This is a genomic window from Chlamydia sp. 17-3921 (genome assembly GCF_902705545.1).
Classification (GTDB): Bacteria; Chlamydiota; Chlamydiia; order Chlamydiales; family Chlamydiaceae; genus Chlamydia.
In genome coordinates, this window is the sequence record NZ_CACSHH010000014.1 from 56021 (window position 1) to 73919 (window position 17899).

Here is a 17899-nt window from a genome sequence, read left to right on the forward strand (position 1 = left end):
AAGTAATTCAGATTCATATTTAAGAATAGCTGTGTTGAAGAATTTTTTGAAAGACTTGTTCCTCAGAACCTTCAGCAGAAATTCTATCAACTTTTCCTAAAGTTTCATAATAAGCTAGAACAGGAACAGTTTTTTCAAAATAAGTATTAAGTCTTTGTTTGATAACATCAGGATTATCATCAGTTCTACGAACCAACGCAGTCTGACATTTAGGGCAATCCAATAGTCCTTGTTCTTGCTTATATATCTGATGACAAGATGGGCAGACATATCGAGAACAAATTCTATAAATAATTTGTTGTTCAGAAACTTCTAAGAAAATTACTCGACAATCAAAATTTAAGTTTTCTAAAAAATCATTCAAAATATACGCTTGATCAACGGTTCTTGGAAATCCATCAACTATACAGCCTTTAGCACAGTCTTCTTCTTGTAATCTTTCTGCAACAAGTCCCCAAACGAGCTCGTCGGGGACAAAAAACCCTTGATCTAAAAATTCTCTAGCTTGTAAACCTAAAGGGGAATTTTTATTAACTGCTGAACGCAGTAAATTTCCAGAACTAATGTGGGGGATTCTTAGTTTATCAGAAAGATATTTTGATTGTGTTCCTTTTCCAGATCCAGGGGGACCCATAATAATATAAACAAAACTTTTAATCATAACTTTGCCTCGAACCCCTTCTAGTATAATACAAGACTGATTTTGAAAACTATCTTCCTTTATCGGCACTTTTTCTCGACCTAGTATAAAATTCTGTACATAGCACATATTCAACTTAAAGAAAAATACCTGTGACTCATTAGTTTATAAAAATCTCTCTTCTATTTAGCAATAAGAATACTTCATGGTAAAATGTTTCGTTGTATGGATATTGAGTATAGTTAGATATAATAAAAAAATGTTTCTTATCCTGAGTTAAATATAATCCAATGACTCTGATTTTTTTTCTAAAAACAAATTTTTAAATCCTTCTTGATTTTCTTGGCTTCGTTATGACGTGTTACTTATTGGCAGATAGGGCAGGTGTTGACATACACCTATACAGCACTCCTGTGCTTATAAAAGTTATTTGTATTTTGGGGGATTTGCTTCTTCTTCCATTAGTTTCTCTCATTGCAGGAGTCGTTGGAACCTTTTTTCTTCTAATTAAAATTCTGAGTCTATGTATAACCTACTTTTTAAATACTATCTGGAGAAAACCACAACCTTCTTTATTCTCAAGATTTTCTTGTTTAACAAAAGATCTCTTTATGCCTCATTTAGCGCCAGTTCTATTAATACCAATTCTCGGCCTTTCTATTTACTTGGGAGTTCTTATTCAAAGTTTCTCAAAAAAATATGGAATGCCTTCGTATTTGGATATTACCGCTTTCGCTGTTATTGCCCCAGTATCCTTAATGGTCGAGTCTGCAACTTCTTGGAAGCCTTCTCCAAACGAAATTACAAATAATATATCTTAGGCTGTTCTAAAGATCCGTAAGATTTTTTGTCTTTAAAAAAAATATTGTAGTGTTCTTCTTCTAAACGGAGGTCTATCTGTTTAGACTATCTCCCCTTTTTAGAAGCTATTACAAGCAGAAAGAAAATATTTCTAGAGCTTTTTTTAGAGCAACCTTTCTCAAAGACAATTTTTTTCATTTCTAAAAAAAATGATCTAAGATTATTGTTTTTGACTTTTTAAAAAAAATCTTAACACATAAAAAATAGTTTTTTTGAACAACTCTAAGACAGATGTTCAGCTGCTAGCCTCAATAAACTTAATTTTAAAGGAATCTAAAAGTTGCAAAGGAGGTCTATTATGAGTCACTATACAGCTAGAAGACAGTCTTTTGATACAGACACAATTTACACCTACTCAAAAGTTTCGGGAACTGTAATAGGGTTAATGCTACTCCCTGTTTCATCTATCATTTCCGGAGTTATTGGAATAATTTTTCTTATAATTAAAACGCTATACAAACTCATAACCTATCTGATTGATTGGATGTCCAAAACATCAGAAACTCAGTTAATGCCTTTATCAAAACGTTTTACTTGCATCCTTGAGGCAAGAAGCAAACCTCTTTTAGCACCACTCTTACTATGTCCTGTGATTGGAACAGCTATTTATTTAACCATAGTTTCTCAGATTGTTATAAAGGAATGCTGTGCATCTTCTTGTTTTGAAATTACAGCTATTGTCGCGAGTTGTCCTTTACTTCTCTTTTTAGACTCTATTCTAGGATGGAAAAATATTCCTGGATCACATACGTTATTTTAAATGAATTTTTAGAAAATTTATTCTTTAGGCCTTTATAGGCCTAATTAAAATAAAAAGAGGTTTCATGGCTTGTTACTCTTTAATTTATCACTACCTAGACTTAGAAACTCCTACATTTAGAAAAAAAGTCACCTGTATAGGTATAGACCTACTTCTTTTACCTGTAATTTCTGTTGTCATCGGTGTCGTTGGAACAGTCCTACTCTTAATCAAAATCATATTTCTATCTTTGGCTTTCATTTTTTTACGAATAGCTAACTTAGCTAAAAAGACAACTTCTTCTGTAACAGTTTCCGAAGTGTTTAGTTGCTTCACCAACCCAGAAACAAAGCCCTATCTCACACCGTTTTTATTATTACCTATTCTTGGATTAGCTATTTTTTGTGTAGTTTACATAAAAACTACTCTCACTAAGAAAGATATTCGTAGCTTGCCAGGCTTAGACATTGTATGTGCTACTTTTTCCGTTCCTTTAACTACATTTAAGGATGTTGCAACCTCCTGGCTGCAGGAAAGATAAAAGCATTCTAGACTCAGATTTTTTAATACGAAATCACTTTATTTTTTAAAATCTTTATATAAAGATTTTAAAGTTTTATTAAAACCCACCTTACAAACTACAAAGTAAATGTTTATAAATAATTAATTATGTATAATATTGGCATCTTTTTAACAGACGATCGAATATAGAGAAACTTTTTCTATCGTCCTTAAAAATAATAAGGAGTTAAGAAATATTATGATGGCATGTTTCCTTTTAGCAAATAAACAGGATGTAGATCCTATAGTACAGAATACATGTTCTTACACCTGCTCAAAAATCGTCTGCGCAACGATAGACATTCTTCTTCTTCCCCTAACTTCTATTATTGTTGGCGTTTTTGGGAGTGTTTTACTCCTCCTTAAATTTATATTTAAAGCCTTAACCTATATTCTTTCACGAATAGCTACTGCATGTGCAGGAGTAAGTCGTGTAAGGCTCTCCGACTGGTTCTCTTGTCTTATAGATTCAAACGCCAAGCCTTATCTCGCTCCACTTCTACTACTACCTGTTGTCGGAACAGCTATTTATTGTAACTCCTTTGTACGTAAGTTTGTAGAAATTGAGGGTACTGATGTAGATTGTTCTGAAAAATTGATTGTTGCTTTAGGAGCTCCTTGGGAACAATTGAAGTTCTCCTTAACTCATTGGTAAAAGGTTTTTAAAAAAGACTTAAGGAAAAAGGGAAGGTATTTTTAATACAAAAAATCATGGAGGTCCTTGTGGCTTGCTATTTTTTTACTAACTATAACGTAGGAGATGTTGAAGAAGGTTCACTCCATCACAAAGTTTTGAGCTCCACAATAGACCTACTTCTTTACCCTGTGGTATCTTTAATCATAGGAATCTTTGCAACTATTCTTCTTCTTATAAAATCTTTATATAAGATTATAACTTTTCTAATAGCACGCTTATATAGTAGCTGCTCTGGGAAAGAAACTCTAAAAGCGTCTTCTTGGTTTGATTGTATTCTAAGCCTTTCGGAAGATCCTTGCTATTATGCAGCACCTCTTCTTCTTATTCCTGTTATTGGAGCGGCTTTTTATGCATTTCTAATTGCCAGAAGTTTTATTCAAAACGAGGGTGGAGAGGGGGTTTCTAGATTAAATACAGCTATTGTGGTTTGCCAAGCTCCTTGGGCATTACTAGAACACGCAACAGTCAACTGGTAATTAGTTATCATTAACATAACTAATTCTTTTTGAGTTATAATGTTGCAGCAATAACATTAATTAAAATTTGTAATTCTAATATAAATATGCCGCTATCAACCACAGTTATCCAATCTAATGAAACAACACTCCAATCTATTCGTATCTTATGTAGCCCAAGTCAGGCGAACTTAATTATAACATCACCAGAAAATCGTAGAGTAACAGACTTTCTCACACCCTTTCTAGAAAATAGAAAAAATCTAGATTTAAGGCTTCTACGCAGCTTAGCAGAAACGACTAATACAATTTCACCAAGAGCAGAAGGTACGTCTGAAACTCTATTGGTTAGCGCCTCTTTTTCTCTTATGGATTCCTTAGAGAATGTGATTGGAATGCTTGGATGGATCAGCCTATTGTGTCAACCAATAAGAGGTGAGAATCGAGGAAGCACCATTATAATTTCCATCCTATTAGGTATCATAGGAGTTATTCTTTCTGCTATTCTTGGAACATCTATTGGGATAGTCGCTTCAGCAGCTGTAAAGATTAAAAAAGCGGGAGAGTGTATCCGTCATCAGAAAACTCGCTCAAGAGAGATCCAAAGAAAATTAAGAAATTCTACAACTACACCTCTAGCTCGCGCGACAGCTGTAACTGCGCTCCAAGCCTCTTCTCTTACTATCAGTGCCTATAAAAACTTCAGAGCTTCTTCTATTCACTTTCTTATTATAGGGATTATCGCAACCATAGCTCTTATTACTTTAATCGCAGGAATTGTCATGGCGATCTTTTTCTGTGGACCTGCAGCAACCACTATTATCTCTTCCGCAATGATAGGGTGTTGTGCTGCCGGAGCTTCTGTATTAGGTATGACAACTATAGGCTTTATCATAGCAACTTTTCACAGCTACCGTAAACGAGCACAAATAGCTCTAACAGTACAAAGAGCTTTATTACACACAGCTATTAGCGAACGTCTTCTCCAACATCCAGATAGATATTATCAGTGCGAACTATCTAAAATTATTCTTGAGCGCTGTTTAAATAGCTGCTGCCAACTTTTCTCAACAGAAGATCGCGCAGCACTAGGTCTCTCTAGAAATCTTTATAATCGTGCCCCGTTTATCTGGGGAACGCCCCCTGTTCCACCACCACCTACTTACGAAGAAGTCGTTGGAAACAATGGCCATATTTATAACTTTCCACATGAAGGAGGGGCTTCACAGCCTCCGCCTCCCTATTCTCGAAGAGATCCTAGAAATTAAAATTATAAAAGATAACCTCCCTATTCTATCTTTTTTACAAAGAGGTAGTTCGATTTCTTTTTAACCTATAGAACATCTAGTTTATAGATAGAGGGGATGGAGTCAAAATCATGAAGATCAAAAGTATCAGGAGAAAGAATCCAAAATAAAGGTGTCCTTGGAGTTCCAATGCGTTCTATAGGAAAGTTTTCAGACTCTTTATCTTTTGAAAACAACAAAGTCTTAACAATATCTTTTTTATTTGCTCCAGAAACATAAACAACAAGATGCCTACCTTGTTGCACACATGGGAAAGTTAAAGTCATTCTTGTTGTTTCTAACTGATGAACCTCATTAAAAACAACGAGACGTTTCTTTTCCTCCAAAGCCGATGTGTTAGGAAATAATGAAAGGGTATGCCCATCCTCTCCAATTCCAAACATGATCATGTCAAAACGACATTCAGGAACTACAGACTCTATAGTACTTTGATACTGTCGTGCTCCATCTGGACTTTCAACTTTCATACGAAAAATCTGCTCTTCAGGAATATTTAATTCCCGAAGTATACTCATAGCTTGGCCGTAGTTGCTCTCTGCAGATATTGTGGAGACATTTCTTTCATCTCCCCAGAACAAGAAAATTTTTCTAGTATCCAAAAGCTTTTTTTTATTTTGAACAATCTCTCTATAAATAGCTTGAGGAGTAGATCCACCAGAAAGAGCCACATAAAAAGCTCCTCGAGATTTTATAGATTTATTTGCAGACGCAATCCAATCTTTACAAGCAAGGTCAACAAAAAGAGCTTCCTTTTTTGCGAGTAAGATTTTGTAGTTTTCATTGAGATTTACTAACGTTGCCATGAGTCCTCACACTATTTTACCATTTATAAAGGCTGCCAACATCTTCCATCTGCTAAAAGCAGCTCATCAGCCTCTTTAGGCCCAGAAGAACCTGCAGCATAGTTAGGGAAAAAACTGGGGGGACTTTCTTCCCATATCTTAAGAATTGGAGTAAAGAGCTTCCAAGAAGCAAGAACTTCTTCCCATCCAGTGAATAGAGTTCTATCTCCTAAAATACAATCACAAAGCAATCGCTCATAAGCTTCTGCGGAAGTCGCTTTGAAATAACTATCGTAGCGAAAATCCATTTTTACAGGACGAACAGTATTATTTGTTCCCGGAACTTTACAATTGAATTTTAAAGCAACTCCTTCGTCAGGTTGTATACGAATAATTAATAAATCATTTTCTAAAGGACAGCTTTCACAAATTTCAGAAGCAAATAAATTATAGGGTGATTTCTTAAAAGTAACAAAAATATCTGTTGATCTTTTTGCCAAACGTTTTCCAGCTCGCAAATAAAAAGGAACTCCTAACCAACGTGAATTATTGATAAATAGTTTTAAAGCTACGTAAGTTTCTATTGAAGAATTAGGGGAAACACTATCTTCTTCACGATATCCTAAAACAGAAACCCCCTGAACATCTCCAGGACCATATTGCCCTCGAATTATAGAACTCTCAGAAAAAGGAGTTATCTTTTGTAAGATTTTTATTTTTTCCTTTTTTATCTCTTCAGAATCAAAAACAGTAGGGGGTTCCATAGTGAGTAAACATAAGAGCTGCATCATATGATTTTGTACCATATCCCGAAGCATTCCAGATTTTTCAAACAAGTTTCCTCGAGAACCAATACCTATAGTTTCTCCCAAGCTAATTTGTACATGATCTATATACTGAGCATTCCAACATGATTCAAAAAGCGTATTTGCAAAGCGTATTGTTAGAATATTTTGTACAGTCTCTTTACCTAGATAATGATCTATGCGATAGACTGCATCTTCTACAAGATTCTCATTAATACACTGTTGCAACTCTTGAGCACTATCAAGATCTCTTCCGAAAGGCTTTTCTATAATTACTCTAGACCAAGGGGTTTTCTCTACCTGATGACGATTAAACAATTGATGTTCATTTAAATTTTTAATAATTGTGGGGAAGTAATGTGGGGGTGTTGAAAGATAGAAAAGTCGATTTCCTTGAGTTCCATAAGTTTGATCTATTTTTTTTAAAAAACTTTTTAAAGAAGAATATCCTGAGGAATTATCAAATTCTGAACGATGATAAAAAAGTCTATTTTGAAAGTTTTCCCAAACTTTAATGTCTATTTCTGGAGAAGAAGAAAACATTGTAATTGCTTGTTTCATCTCATCTCGAAATTGCTCATGAGACTTATCTTTACGAGCAAAACCAACACAAATAAAATTCTTAGACAGGCGCCCTTCTTTCATTAGGTGGTACAATGCTGGTAATAATTTTCTTGCAGTAAGATCTCCTGTAGCTCCAAAGATTACCATTACACAGGGAGGACATGGTGGAAGAGTTTTTCCTTCTCTCAAGCCATTTTGTTCAACAGTTCCTTCCATAACAATCTCCTTATAAGGCTTATCTCACAAGCTAGTTTGGGGAAAATAACAAAAATAGAAAAAAGTTCCTATGAGGAAAATATTAGATTTTAAGAGATAGCTAGAATTTTTATTGAAGAGAGCTCTCTAAAAAACTAGAAAGAATCAGAGTTGCAGCAAGAGCGTCTGTTTTTCCTGTACGCTGCTTTCTACTTAACCCACAGTCTTGTTTCAACATCTTTTCAGCTTGAGTAGAAGACAATCGTTCATCCCAAAGAATAACATTTATATGTAAAACTTCTTTGAGTCTTTCTGATAACAGAATGATTTCTTTCTGAAGTGGAGAAACCTGCCCTTTATACATAGGTAGGGGATTTCCTAAAATTACACAGGTAATTTTTCTTTCAACAATAATTTTTTGAAGGGAAGTTACTATGCTATCTAAATTTTTTTCTCTTTCTATAGTTCCTATAGGAATGCTCAGGAATAAAGGATAAGAAGCACATGCTAAACCTATACGCTTTTGCCCATAATCCACTCCAAGAAAAGCTTTGTTAGCTTGAATATTATCAGACATAATTTTGATTTCTAGAATTTATAAGAGCCGCTTGGATGAACCCAACAAAGAGGGGATGCGGAGCTATTAATTTTGAGATAAACTCTGGATGAAACTGTACTCCAATCATCCAAGGATGATTTTCAACCTCAACAATTTCACAAAGATTTTGTGTTGGACAAGTTCCAACGATTTTTAAACCATGGTTTTCTAAAGAATGAATATAATCAGAGTTTAATTCATAGCGATGTCGATGACGTTCTTGAATCAGAGAAGCTTCTTTGTAGGCTCGATATACTTTACTTTGAGGTTTTAACTTACATGGGTAAGCTCCAAGACGCATGGTTCCTCCAGTTGCCAATAAAGAATCCTGTCCATCTATAATACAAATAATAGGATCTGGTGTATCTTTATTCATTTCTGTAGAGTCTGCGCAAAGAAGATTTAAAACATTGCGAGCATATTCTACAACAAGAACTTGCATTCCCAAACAAATACCAAAATAGGGGACATTATGTTCACGACAAAATTTCGCAGCAGAAATTTTACCTTCCCAACCACGGCAACCGAAGCCTCCTGGAACAAGACATCCATCGCACTGCTCCAAAATTGCACATAAATTGGGGTCCTCAGCATCTATAGGAATAGTTTCTATAGCATAATTCAAACTTAAAGCTGCGTGTGTTAGAGCTTCGTATATAGATTTATAAGCATCTCGATGTTGAACATACTTACCGACAACACCTATGCGCACTTTTGGTAAAGACTGAGATAAACGAGAAACCAAGATTTCCCAATCACTTAAATCTCCTATCGCAGTTTCCAATTTCAATTTCTGACTAATGAAACTAGTGATCTTCTCTTCAGAGAGAATCAAAGGTAACTCGTAAATTGAATGTTGCACATCAACAACATTAAACACAGCTTCTTTAGAGACATTACAAAAGAGACCTATTTTAGCTTTTACTTCAGAGCTTAAAGCTTTTTCTGAACGACATATAATAGCATCCGGAATTATACCAATACCTCGAAGTGTCTGAACAGAGTGTTGTGTCGGTTTTGTCTTCACCTCTCCTGCTGCAGCTAAATAGGGAACATAAGTCATATGAATGCTAAAACAATCAGCAGAATGCTCATGGCGAAACTGACGTATTGCTTCTAAGAAAGGAAGGGATTCTATATCTCCAATAGTTCCTCCAATTTCTACAATTAAAACGTGAGGGGAATGCTTTTCTGCGCATGTAGAAATAACTTTGATTATTTCATTCGTAATATGGGGAATTACCTGTACAGTACTTCCAAGATAATAACCTTCTCTCTCTTTTTTAATTACACTAGCGTAAATCTGACCAGAAGTCGCTGTAGAATATTTTGAAAGTTCTGCTGAAGAAAATCTATGATAATGACCTAAATCTAGGTCTGCTTCCATACCATCCTCAGTAACATAGATCTCTCCATGTTCAAAAGGATTCATAGTCCCTGGATCCACATTAAAATAAGGATCCAGTTTTAACATTGCCACTTTAAGCTGTTGGCGCTCTAACAACAAAGCTAAAGATGCTGCTGTTAATCCTTTGCCTAAGGAGGAGACTACACCTCCTGTTAGAAAGATGCACTTGAAAGGCATGTGATATATTTTTCCACCTTTTTAATATCTTCTGGATAATCGACAGACGGGCTTTTAGCATCAACAACACATACATGAATCTGACCTCCAGATTCCAGTATACGCAATTGCTCAAGATCTTCTGCCTCATTTAATGTTGTAGGACCGAGTTGAACGTAGTGTAATAAGAATTCTTTTCTAAAAGCATAGACTCCAATATGTAAATAAATTGGAACTTGTTTCTTAAAGATATAGGGGATTGGGCTACGACTAAAATATAAAGCTTTTCCTTTCTGATCAAAGACACATTTTACTTTTTTTTCTGTAAAAATTTCATCAGGATCTGTACTTATAGCAACAGGTGTCACCATATTTGCTTCTGAACACTCTTCTAATTTTTGAATCAAAGAGTCAACAACATTAGGATTTAAACAAGGCTCATCACCTTGAATATTCACAACAATCTCAGCTTCTGAAAGATAACGTGTAGCAACTTCTGCAGTTCTCTCTGTTCCATTAAGACACTCAGGGCTAGTTAAAACGCACAAACCACCAAACCCATGAACATGTTCTACAATACGAGGATCTTCTGTTGCAACAACTACAGTGTCAAGAAAAGAACATTTTGCAGCATTTTCGTAAGTTCTTTGAATTAAAGTTTTTCCAAGAATTTCACATAGAGGTTTTCCAGGAAAACGAGAACTCCCCCATCGCGCAGGTAAGACACCAACTCGCTTACCAAGAATACGTTGATCTTTCATGATCTACCTTAAATGACTTTTTCTATATTTCAAATTTTCAGGATTATCTTCACGAATTTTATAAAACACAAGTTTTTTTATTTTTTTTCGAAAAAACCCACTTTATTCCATAAATAAAACACACAAAATAATAATATTTAATTAACTAACGTATTTTATTTTTAGTTTATTATGTTTCGATACTACAGAAAGATTTTAATATCTGTTTTCTTTTCACTTATAGCCATTAGCCCCTCTCTAGAGGCCGCTATAGAGACCCGCCTAGGATTCTTTGGAAAAATCAAAGGCTGGTTCGCTAAAAAGGAAATCGAAAATGAAGCCTCAGTGGCTTCGCAAATCAAAGACTCACTACAATGGAAGCGCTACGACTATACTCAAAATAGTGGTTTTTCTGTCGAGCTCCCTGGGGAACCAGATCATACAGGACAAACTGTGGAGATCCCTCAATCTGAAATTACGATATATTATAACACCTATGTTACAGAAACTGCCGACAGCGATACTATTTATGTAATTTCTGTCTGGGAATACCCTGATAAAATTGATATCAGTCGTCCTGAGCTCAATCTTCAGGAAGGTTTTTCTGGAATGCTACAGGCGCTACCAGAATCTCATGTTCTTTTTATGCAAGCGACTCAGGTTCAAGGATACAAAGCCTTGGAGTTTTGGATATCTTGCGATAATGTGTATTTCCGGGGAATTTTGATATCAGTAAACCATACTTTATATCAAGTCTTCATGGTTTATAAAAATAACAACCCCAAAGCTTTAGACAAGGAATACGAAGTCTTCTCAAAATCATTTACTATAACAAAGATTAAAGAAGCAAAAAGTTTGCCCTCTTCTATTCGCAAAAAAGTTCATTTGTAAAAAAATCTTTTTATTACAGGCTAAAAGAAGATCAGCTCTTTTAAATCTAGCTCTTCGTTACCTCTAGATTTGAAAGAGTTATCTTCACACCTAGTTTAGTTTTCTATTCTCTTTAACAGAAATTTTTCCTATAAGCTCTTAAAAAAGCTTTTTATCACTAAAAAATGATCCGTTTATTTTTGTCTGTTCTTTCCTGCAGTCTTTTCTTTTCAAAATTGTTCGCCGAAGATGCTAATTTCCTTTCAGAAAAACAGGCTCCTTTAAGTCGTATCGGCATTATTTTTGCACTTCCTGAATTAGCGCTTACGACTTCAGAGACCTCTTGCCCTATTCCTTGGTTTTCTAACAGCCAGAAATCTAGAGAGGGGAAGCGGATTTATTATTCTGGAGATTATTTTGGTAAATATCTTGTGGTTTCCTCACTATGGCCAAATAAAGTTTCTTCTTCTGTTGTTGCTTGTAATATGATTTTAAATCATCAAGTGGATCTCATTTTAATTATAGGAACTTGTTATTCTCGCTCAGACAGCAGTCGTTTTGGTAATGTTTTAATTTCTAAAGGTTACATTAATTATGATGCAGACATAAGGCCTTTTTTTGAACGATTTGAGATTCCAGACATCAAGCAAAGCATTTTTAAAACTAATAATGAATACAGAGATGCTGTTCTTGAAGGGGGTATAAAATTTATTAAAACTCATAAGGAAGAAATACAAAAACTTTTACAAGCTCATGGTTATTTAAAAATGACGACCATAACAGAGCACACTCTAATCGAAGGCCTAGTAGCCACCGGGGAATCCTTCGCAATGTCGCGCAACTACTTTCTTTCTCTACAAAAGCTTTATCCTGAGATTCAAGGGTTTGATAGTGCTAGTGGGGCTGTTTCTCAAGTGTGCTATGAATATAATACACCTTGTTTGGGAGTGAATATTATCATTCCTCATCCTCTAGAATCTCCTAGCAATGAAAGTTGGAAGCAGTTTCAAGTTGAAGCAAGTAAAATTTATATGGATTCTTTACTAAAAAGTGTTTTGACTCAACTTTGCCTGAAGCATTAGTCAAAAAGTTATCATGTTTTCTTTATTGAGGTTAAATCTTTGAGTAAGTAAGATGATGCCTTGATTTTCCTTAACGAAACGTACGGGGACTTAGCTTAGTTGGTAGAGCGTCTGATTTGCATTCAGAAGGTCAGGAGTTCGAATCTCCTAGTCTCCAAAACTCGCGGTTATAGCTCAGTTGGTTAGAGCGCGACACTGATAATGTCGAGGTCCCAAGTTCAAGTCTTGGTAACCGCAAGCTTTTTTAGTTTCTTGAGGGTTTTTTCTATTATGCTAAAAGTCTCTCATCTTTGTTATTCTTATAAGCAAGAGATTATCTTTCAAGATGCATCTTTCATAGCTTTTCCAGGAAAAATTACTATTATTTTAGGAAGATCAGGAGTGGGAAAAACAACGCTATTTCGTCTACTCTCTGGACTTCTGACTCCAGAACAAGGCTCTTGTCTTCTCTGGAAAGACCGTACGCTAACTCAAAATTCTGTTGCATATATGCAACAGAAAGAAGCTTTGCTCCCTTGGAGGACAGCTTTAAAAAACATCCTCTTACCCACAGAATTGGGATCTCCGAAGCAAGCACCAGTTTGCTCAGACTATCTTCAAAAAGTCATCAAGAATTTTAATTTAAGTTCTCTATTAAACCGTTATCCTGATGAACTCTCTGGAGGTCAGAGGCAACGGGTAGCCTTAGCATCTCAATATTTGTCTCAGAAGCCGATTCTTCTTTTGGATGAACCTTTTTCTTCTTTAGACATTCTTCTTAAAGAACAGCTTTATAAAGACGTTGTGTATTTAGCAAAAAATGAGAACAAAACTGTAATTCTTGTGACCCATGATTTCCGAGATGTTTTATTTCTAGGAGACTCTTTATTCATTATTAAAAATCATCAACTGGTTTCTCTTCCTATAGATGAATCTATAAAATCTCCTCATACAAACCAAAACTTTCTTGATAATCTTAAGAAGCTTTTAAGCTCATGACAACACCAGCCATTCTTTCTCCTACTAGTTCTATCACTAGGACCTCTATTCTTTCTTATGAAGAAAAGCTTTCAGCTTATAATAAGATTTCCTCACATCGTTATTTTGGCTCTCCAGCAGCAATTGTAGCTGCAATAGCTCTAACTTTTTCGACTGTAGCTTTATTTCTAGGATGTGGACTTTGTGGCTATACTTCTGAAGGACTGTGTATTTGGGCGGATATTATCTTGCCTTATATTCTCCCAGCTGTTCTTTCTATTGTATTTATAGTTTTACCTCTCAATATCTATGCCTATATCCACCATAAAAAAGCCATGGCTCTACAAACACGTTTATCTCAAAGCAACTACTTTGAGATTTTAAAACATTGCGAACAACAGTCTGAGGTTCCAACGAAAAAATCCCTAACACGATTTATAGAAAACGAAGTTTTACTTACAGAATACTCTAGAATGTTTTCTTCTACGATTTTATTTCATTCTCGAAAGCAAATCCCATCTAAAGATTCAAAAGAGGCATCCTCTCACGATTCGTTAATAGATCAAGCCATAGATTCTGCTAGGGAAAGAATCTTTATGAACGAGGCGCAACGTCAAAGAAAAGAAGAGAAAGATGACGAGGAAAACCCTCCATCATCGTCTTCTAATTCTACATCAACATCGCTCTTAAACTAAGATGCGCTATCTTCCTTAGAAAACCCACTAAGAATAGAAAGTGCTATCAAGAGTATGCCTGTTGCTATAATAGGGAGAAACATTGGAGCACTTGTATGAATGTGAAAGAATACTGGAGAAAGCAGGATTGATGCTGAAAAAATCAAACTTATCCAACGAACATGACGAAGACTTTTAGCAAAAGCTAGGATGGTGAGGACTATAATAAACCAGCAACAAATATTGAGGAAATTTTTTGGGAAAGAGTCAAGTTGTGTCGCAATCGTGTTATTAAGTTTAACAAAGATTGCAGCTAAGCAAATAATTAAAATTTGGTTGAGGGGAAAAGAGATACCAAGAAAAGCCTGTTTACAGGCTCTTGGTAGAGGAAGAACAGTTCTTTCTTCCCATAGGAGTGTGTGTTTATAATACTCAGATCCAAAAAAAGACGCACGAGCCAAGGATCTTTTATCTCCGAGAAACTGAGAAAGATACTGCAAGGTTGCACGAATTTCATCATAAGCAAAAACCACTGCAAGAGCAGGCTCTATAGTTAAACAGAGGCAAATCCAGCAATCAAGACTCTGCAAGCGTAAAACTACCGGGATTAATGTAAGAACAATAGCAGAAAGCAATGTCAAGGCTGTTGCTATGACAATTTTTGGTCGTGTATGCCAACGACGCTCACTTCCAGCTAAAGACAAGACAATAAGGAGAGAATAAGTCGTCATTAAAGCAGAATATATCAGGGAAAACTGAGGGAGTTTCATCCCAGAAATTCCCAAGCTTGCTGCAGCAAGATAACGAGTTTGTAACCACGCTAAAGAACAAAGAAACAACACAGCGGCTCTTCGTCCGCCAGTAGAAGGGTTATAAGAAGATCCTTCTGGGAGAGTTGGGCCTACTTCTAAAGCCTCAGGACGTGTCGGTGAAATACAAACAACAGCAAGAATAGCAAAACCGACTAAAGTGTCATGAGCAAAAACGACTGAGGGGCGTCCTTGAATACAAGCAAATAGAGTAACCCATAACCCAAGAAAAGCTCCCAGCCAAAGAATAGAGCGTCTCTTTAAAGAAAAGATCGTTAAGGAAATTAACAGAACACCACAAATATGATCGGAAATACTTACATCTGCTTGAGAATAGTGAAGTATTGTCGGTGTGCATATCAATAAAAAACCAAGAAACGCTGGCAAGATGTTTAATTTTAAAAAACGATAACGAAAATGCTTATAAATATTTTCTAAGGCTTCTTTATCCATAACAAAATTCTGAGATTTTATTTCTCCGTATAAAAAGAGAGAGGATAAAAGGGAAAGGATTTTATCTAAAAAATCTAAATCTTTTTTTGAGTTTTTTTATTTTTTGTTCTATTACTTATTAGTATAAGTAATTGTATGACGAGCTCCTCATTTGAATAGAAAGATTTTAGTACTTACTACAACACTATTTTTTCTTTTGTGCTTAGGGCTTATGGTTCATAAAAAACATACAATTCTTCCACCAAAAGCTCATATTCCAACAAACGCCAAACATTTCCCAACGCTTGGCAACCCTTATGCTCCAATTAATATTACTGTATTTGAAGAGCCTTCGTGTTCTGCTTGTGCAGAATTTTCTACAGAGGTATTTCCTCTTATAAAGAAACATTATATTGATACTGGAGAAATTTCTTTTACTTTAATTCCCTTGTGTTTCATCCGAGGATCAAAGCCTGCAGCACAAGCTCTTTACTGTATATATCATAACGACGCTCGAAAACCCGATATTCAAGCTTATATGGAGTATTTTCATCGCTTACTTATTTATCCTAAACAAGAGGGGACCTATTGGGCAGAGCCACAAGTTTTAACAAAGCTTGCGGAAGGATTAAAGACTCTCTCAGGAAGAAGTATTAATGCTAAAGGTTTAGAACAATGCATCTCTTCAAAACTTTATAACGAACAGATAAAAAAGAATAATCTTTACGGTTCTCGAGTTTTAGGTGGACAGCTAGCGACTCCGACGGCAGTCGTTGGGGATTATCTTATAGAGGATCCAACTTTTGATGAAATTGAAAGAGTGATTCATCAAATTCGTCAATTACAATCTGCCGAAGAAGAAAATGATTAAACTCCTACGTAGTAATGCCTTATATTGTGCCTGGCTAATAGCTTGTTTAGGGACTCTTTTAAGTCTTTTTTATAGCTACATCCTGAATGTGGAACCATGTATACTTTGCTACTATCAGAGAATATGCCTATTTCCTTTAACGATAATTTTAGGAATCGCGTCATATCATAATGACGTTTCAATAAAGAAGTACGTGCTTCCTCTAGCATTAATTGGTTTGTTTATATCTTTATACCAAGTGTGTCTTCAAGAAATTCCTGGTATGCAAATAGATATTTGCGGCCATGTTTCTTGCAGCAGAAGAATCTTTTTATTTGGTAGCATAACAATTCCTATGGCCTCAGCTTTGGGTTTCTGTGCGATTTCCTGCCTACTCATTTTTGCAGAGAGAGATAGAAAATCTTTATGACAAAGATCAAGAATCAAAATCGAATGTTGTAAGTTTAGAGATTAAATTTCATTACGTAAAATACGTTTACGAAGACGAGCCATAACCTGCTGCATATAGTGCAGATTATGTATCGAAGACCAAATTGCTGCATTAGGCTCTCGCACTTTAAATAAATGTCGGAGATAGGCTCGAGAAATTCCTGAAGAACATGTTGTACAAGAGCATTCTGGATCCAAGACTTTAAGATCATGACTGTATTTTTGATGAGTGATTTTTAAATCACCAAAACTAGAAAAAATCAGACCATGACGAGCAGCCTTTGTTGGATACGAGCTATCAAAAGAATCTATACCAAAACAAACCATAGACTCTATCGAAGGAAGATCCCCAATTCCAAGAAGATGAAGAGGACGCTCTTTAGATAAAAAAGAAGTTGTGGCTTCTACAACAGAAGTCATTTCTTGGCGATTGCGTCCTAAACTTCCTCCTATTGCAAACCCATCAAAGGGCTCGTTTTCTACAAACTGACAACCCAGCCGACGCTGTTCAATATCAATTCCTCCATGAATAACGCCATACATAGATTGGTAGCCAGGCTGTTTCCTATGGTATTCTAAAGAACGTTTCTCCCAAACATATGTTCTAGAACATGAAGTCAAAAAATAGTCTTTTTCAGAGTGAAAGGGAAGGAGCTCATCTAATGGAATAATAATATCGGCTCCTAAATTTTTTTGAGCTTGAACTGAGACTTCTGGAGAAAGAAAGAATTGACGACCGTCACGATAAGACTTAAACCACGCTCCTTCATCAGTAATTTTCAAAAGAGAAGAGGCTCTTTGTTTTTTTCCACAACTTTTAATCTCTGCGGCTACAGAACCATAGGCCAAACTGAAGATTTGGAATCCTCCAGAATCAGTAATAATGGGGGATTTTCTTCCCATAAACTTATGTAAGCCTCCCAATTTTGCAATTTCTTCCGTTCCAGGATGCAGAAGAAGGTGGTAGGTATTACAAAAAAGAAGAGGAATAGAGCTATGATCTATAACTCCTTTTAAGGCTCCATGAGTTGCTACGGGAACAAATGCGGGAGTATCGATAATCCCGTGGTATGTTTCAATCTGTCCGACACGAGCTAGAGACTTTGTAGAGTTATGGAGAATACGGAATTTTATGGCCAATGCTTCAGAAAAGAGTTTGAAATTTCAATATAAAAAGAATACTGGGGCAATTCTTTAGAGTAAACACTATTCGCGAGTTCACTATTTTAGTCAAAATTTTAACAAAAAGATATTGCTGAACAAGAT

At 35.6% G+C, this 17899-nt stretch carries 20 protein-coding genes and 2 tRNA genes; 14 read left to right on the forward strand and 8 right to left on the reverse strand.

Annotated elements, in window-relative coordinates; genetic code table 11:
* Positions 1-19: 19 nt before the first annotated feature.
* Positions 20-661: an adenylate kinase gene (locus JMS40_RS03695; RefSeq protein ID WP_201456955.1), complete on the reverse strand. Its 642-nt coding sequence runs from the start codon at positions 659-661 to the stop codon at positions 20-22.
* Positions 662-1251: 590 nt separating this feature from the next.
* Between JMS40_RS03695 and JMS40_RS04605 the strand changes: the two genes are divergently transcribed.
* The 6 genes from JMS40_RS04605 (at position 1252) to garD (ending at position 5221) form a co-directional block, all read left to right on the forward strand.
* Positions 1252-1461 (forward strand): hypothetical protein, encoded by a 210-nt coding sequence (locus tag JMS40_RS04605; protein WP_236558945.1) that lies wholly within the window; start codon positions 1252-1254, stop codon positions 1459-1461.
* Between the two features lie 338 nt (positions 1462-1799).
* The gene (locus JMS40_RS03705; protein ID WP_201456934.1) at positions 1800-2261 is read left to right on the forward strand and encodes a hypothetical protein; all 462 of its coding nucleotides are present in this window, start codon (positions 1800-1802) and stop codon (positions 2259-2261) included.
* Between the two features lie 64 nt (positions 2262-2325).
* Positions 2326-2781, forward strand: a complete 456-nt coding sequence (locus JMS40_RS03710; protein WP_201456935.1) for a hypothetical protein — start codon at positions 2326-2328, stop codon at positions 2779-2781.
* Positions 2782-3000: 219 nt separating this feature from the next.
* Positions 3001-3456 carry a hypothetical protein gene (locus JMS40_RS03715; RefSeq protein ID WP_201456936.1) on the forward strand — a complete coding sequence of 152 codons (456 nt, stop codon included), beginning with the start codon at positions 3001-3003 and terminating at the stop codon, positions 3454-3456.
* Positions 3457-3524: 68 nt separating this feature from the next.
* On the forward strand, positions 3525-3974 hold the full coding sequence (locus JMS40_RS03720) for a hypothetical protein (RefSeq protein WP_201456937.1): 450 nt from the start codon (positions 3525-3527) through the stop codon (positions 3972-3974).
* Between the two features lie 86 nt (positions 3975-4060).
* Complete coding sequence (gene garD, locus JMS40_RS03725; RefSeq protein ID WP_201457160.1) at positions 4061-5221, forward strand: inclusion membrane protein GarD; 1161 nt, start codon at positions 4061-4063, stop codon at positions 5219-5221.
* Positions 5222-5286: 65 nt separating this feature from the next.
* Here the strand turns inward: garD and pgl are convergent, their stop codons facing one another.
* From pgl to kdsB, 5 genes are all read right to left on the reverse strand, one after another.
* Complete coding sequence (pgl, locus tag JMS40_RS03730) at positions 5287-6063, reverse strand: 6-phosphogluconolactonase (protein ID WP_201456939.1); 777 nt, start codon at positions 6061-6063, stop codon at positions 5287-5289.
* Between the two features lie 23 nt (positions 6064-6086).
* Positions 6087-7628, reverse strand: a complete 1542-nt coding sequence (zwf, locus tag JMS40_RS03735) for a glucose-6-phosphate dehydrogenase (RefSeq protein ID WP_201456940.1) — start codon at positions 7626-7628, stop codon at positions 6087-6089.
* Between the two features lie 109 nt (positions 7629-7737).
* Positions 7738-8184 carry a Holliday junction resolvase RuvX gene (ruvX, locus tag JMS40_RS03740; RefSeq protein ID WP_201456941.1) on the reverse strand — a complete coding sequence of 149 codons (447 nt, stop codon included), beginning with the start codon at positions 8182-8184 and terminating at the stop codon, positions 7738-7740.
* On the reverse strand, positions 8177-9790 hold the full coding sequence (locus JMS40_RS03745) for a CTP synthase (RefSeq protein ID WP_201456942.1): 1614 nt from the start codon (positions 9788-9790) through the stop codon (positions 8177-8179). Before JMS40_RS03745 ends, ruvX begins: the two co-directional genes overlap by 8 nt.
* Complete coding sequence (kdsB, locus tag JMS40_RS03750; RefSeq protein WP_201456943.1) at positions 9766-10530, reverse strand: 3-deoxy-manno-octulosonate cytidylyltransferase; 765 nt, start codon at positions 10528-10530, stop codon at positions 9766-9768. Before kdsB ends, JMS40_RS03745 begins: the two co-directional genes overlap by 25 nt.
* A 171-nt stretch (positions 10531-10701) precedes the next feature.
* Here kdsB and JMS40_RS03755 point away from each other — a divergent pair, with 171 nt between their 5' ends.
* The 6 genes from JMS40_RS03755 (at position 10702) to JMS40_RS03780 (ending at position 14113) form a co-directional block, all read left to right on the forward strand.
* Positions 10702-11400: a hypothetical protein gene (locus JMS40_RS03755; RefSeq protein ID WP_201456944.1), complete on the forward strand. Its 699-nt coding sequence runs from the start codon at positions 10702-10704 to the stop codon at positions 11398-11400.
* A 164-nt stretch (positions 11401-11564) separates the two neighbouring features.
* Positions 11565-12461 carry a 5'-methylthioadenosine nucleosidase gene (locus tag JMS40_RS03760; protein ID WP_201456945.1) on the forward strand — a complete coding sequence of 299 codons (897 nt, stop codon included), beginning with the start codon at positions 11565-11567 and terminating at the stop codon, positions 12459-12461.
* An 84-nt stretch (positions 12462-12545) separates the two neighbouring features.
* Positions 12546-12618, forward strand: a tRNA-Ala gene (locus tag JMS40_RS03765).
* Positions 12619-12624: 6 nt separating this feature from the next.
* Positions 12625-12698: transfer RNA gene (locus tag JMS40_RS03770), tRNA-Ile, on the forward strand.
* Between the two features lie 33 nt (positions 12699-12731).
* Positions 12732-13439, forward strand: coding sequence for an ABC transporter ATP-binding protein (locus JMS40_RS03775; protein WP_201456946.1), 708 nt, complete (start codon positions 12732-12734; stop codon positions 13437-13439).
* Complete coding sequence (locus tag JMS40_RS03780) at positions 13436-14113, forward strand: hypothetical protein (protein ID WP_201456947.1); 678 nt, start codon at positions 13436-13438, stop codon at positions 14111-14113. Before JMS40_RS03775 ends, JMS40_RS03780 begins: the two co-directional genes overlap by 4 nt.
* On the opposite strand, the gene JMS40_RS03785 is transcribed toward JMS40_RS03780, so the two are convergent.
* Positions 14110-15354: a hypothetical protein gene (locus JMS40_RS03785; RefSeq protein ID WP_201456948.1), complete on the reverse strand. Its 1245-nt coding sequence runs from the start codon at positions 15352-15354 to the stop codon at positions 14110-14112. The two genes, JMS40_RS03780 and JMS40_RS03785, sit on opposite strands and share 4 nt — an antisense overlap.
* A 211-nt stretch (positions 15355-15565) precedes the next feature.
* Between JMS40_RS03785 and JMS40_RS03790 the strand changes: the two genes are divergently transcribed.
* Positions 15566-16204, forward strand: a complete 639-nt coding sequence (locus JMS40_RS03790; RefSeq protein WP_201456949.1) for a thioredoxin domain-containing protein — start codon at positions 15566-15568, stop codon at positions 16202-16204.
* Entirely contained in the window at positions 16197-16613 is a 417-nt protein-coding gene (locus JMS40_RS03795) for a disulfide bond formation protein B (protein WP_201456950.1), read from the forward strand. The genes JMS40_RS03790 and JMS40_RS03795 overlap by 8 nt, the downstream gene beginning before the upstream one ends.
* Positions 16614-16654: 41 nt before the next feature.
* On the opposite strand, the gene tgt is transcribed toward JMS40_RS03795, so the two are convergent.
* Positions 16655-17773 (reverse strand): tRNA guanosine(34) transglycosylase Tgt, encoded by a 1119-nt coding sequence (gene tgt / locus JMS40_RS03800; protein ID WP_201456951.1) that lies wholly within the window; start codon positions 17771-17773, stop codon positions 16655-16657.
* Positions 17774-17899: the final 126 nt, after the last annotated feature.

Bases quoted from the DNA above. Each gene is read 5' to 3' on its own strand.
- JMS40_RS03695 (WP_201456955.1), bottom strand. From the start codon at position 661: ATGATTAAAAGTTTTGTTTATATTATTATGGGTCCCCCTGGATCTGGA.
- JMS40_RS04605 (WP_236558945.1), top strand. From the start codon at position 1,252: ATGCCTCATTTAGCGCCAGTTCTATTAATACCAATTCTCGGCCTTTCT.
- JMS40_RS03705 (WP_201456934.1), top strand. From the start codon at position 1,800: ATGAGTCACTATACAGCTAGAAGACAGTCTTTTGATACAGACACAATT.
- JMS40_RS03710 (WP_201456935.1), top strand. From the start codon at position 2,326: ATGGCTTGTTACTCTTTAATTTATCACTACCTAGACTTAGAAACTCCT.
- JMS40_RS03715 (WP_201456936.1), top strand. From the start codon at position 3,001: ATGATGGCATGTTTCCTTTTAGCAAATAAACAGGATGTAGATCCTATA.
- garD (WP_201457160.1), top strand. From the start codon at position 4,061: ATGCCGCTATCAACCACAGTTATCCAATCTAATGAAACAACACTCCAA.
- pgl (WP_201456939.1), bottom strand. From the start codon at position 6,063: ATGGCAACGTTAGTAAATCTCAATGAAAACTACAAAATCTTACTCGCA.
- zwf (WP_201456940.1), bottom strand. From the start codon at position 7,628: ATGGAAGGAACTGTTGAACAAAATGGCTTGAGAGAAGGAAAAACTCTT.
- ruvX (WP_201456941.1), bottom strand. From the start codon at position 8,184: ATGTCTGATAATATTCAAGCTAACAAAGCTTTTCTTGGAGTGGATTAT.
- JMS40_RS03745 (WP_201456942.1), bottom strand. From the start codon at position 9,790: ATGCCTTTCAAGTGCATCTTTCTAACAGGAGGTGTAGTCTCCTCCTTA.
- kdsB (WP_201456943.1), bottom strand. From the start codon at position 10,530: ATGAAAGATCAACGTATTCTTGGTAAGCGAGTTGGTGTCTTACCTGCG.
- JMS40_RS03755 (WP_201456944.1), top strand. From the start codon at position 10,702: ATGTTTCGATACTACAGAAAGATTTTAATATCTGTTTTCTTTTCACTT.
- JMS40_RS03760 (WP_201456945.1), top strand. From the start codon at position 11,565: ATGATCCGTTTATTTTTGTCTGTTCTTTCCTGCAGTCTTTTCTTTTCA.
- JMS40_RS03775 (WP_201456946.1), top strand. From the start codon at position 12,732: ATGCTAAAAGTCTCTCATCTTTGTTATTCTTATAAGCAAGAGATTATC.
- JMS40_RS03780 (WP_201456947.1), top strand. From the start codon at position 13,436: ATGACAACACCAGCCATTCTTTCTCCTACTAGTTCTATCACTAGGACC.
- JMS40_RS03785 (WP_201456948.1), bottom strand. From the start codon at position 15,354: ATGGATAAAGAAGCCTTAGAAAATATTTATAAGCATTTTCGTTATCGT.
- JMS40_RS03790 (WP_201456949.1), top strand. From the start codon at position 15,566: ATGGTTCATAAAAAACATACAATTCTTCCACCAAAAGCTCATATTCCA.
- JMS40_RS03795 (WP_201456950.1), top strand. From the start codon at position 16,197: ATGATTAAACTCCTACGTAGTAATGCCTTATATTGTGCCTGGCTAATA.